The organism is Cupriavidus basilensis OR16, from assembly GCF_000243095.1.
GTDB classification, from domain to species: Bacteria; Pseudomonadota; Gammaproteobacteria; order Burkholderiales; family Burkholderiaceae; genus Cupriavidus; species Cupriavidus basilensis_D.
The window spans coordinates 1-306 of the sequence record NZ_AHJE01000396.1 but is presented as its reverse complement, the minus strand read 5'-3'; the positions used below and the strand labels follow the sequence as shown (position 1 = coordinate 306).

The following is a 306-nucleotide window of genomic DNA, read 5'->3' as shown; positions in this document are numbered from 1 at the left end:
GGGGGTGCGTTTGCTGCTCGTCACGCCGTTCAGGCCACTGCCGCGACAGCGCGGGTGCGCGTGCGCCGCCGCGAGGCGATCGCCATGCCGTCGCCCTGCCACTGCAGGGCCTGGTCCAGTTGCTGCAGGTAGCGATCCAGTTCGGCCTGCGCGGCGGCGGCCCCATCCAGGGTGACGCGCACAAAGCGCACCGGCGCGCCCAGCGGCACCTGCGCCAGGCGCCACAGGTCAGCGCCGATCACCACGCCGATCTTGGGATAGCCGCCGGTGGTTCTGCGCGTCGGCCATCAGCACGATGGGCTGGCC

General features: G+C 72.9%; 1 pseudogene. It reads right to left on the bottom strand.

The window, feature by feature from the left end:
• Positions 1-29: 29 nt before the first annotated feature.
• Positions 30-306: pseudogene (locus OR16_RS39330) on the bottom strand (allophanate hydrolase); the annotation flags it as partial.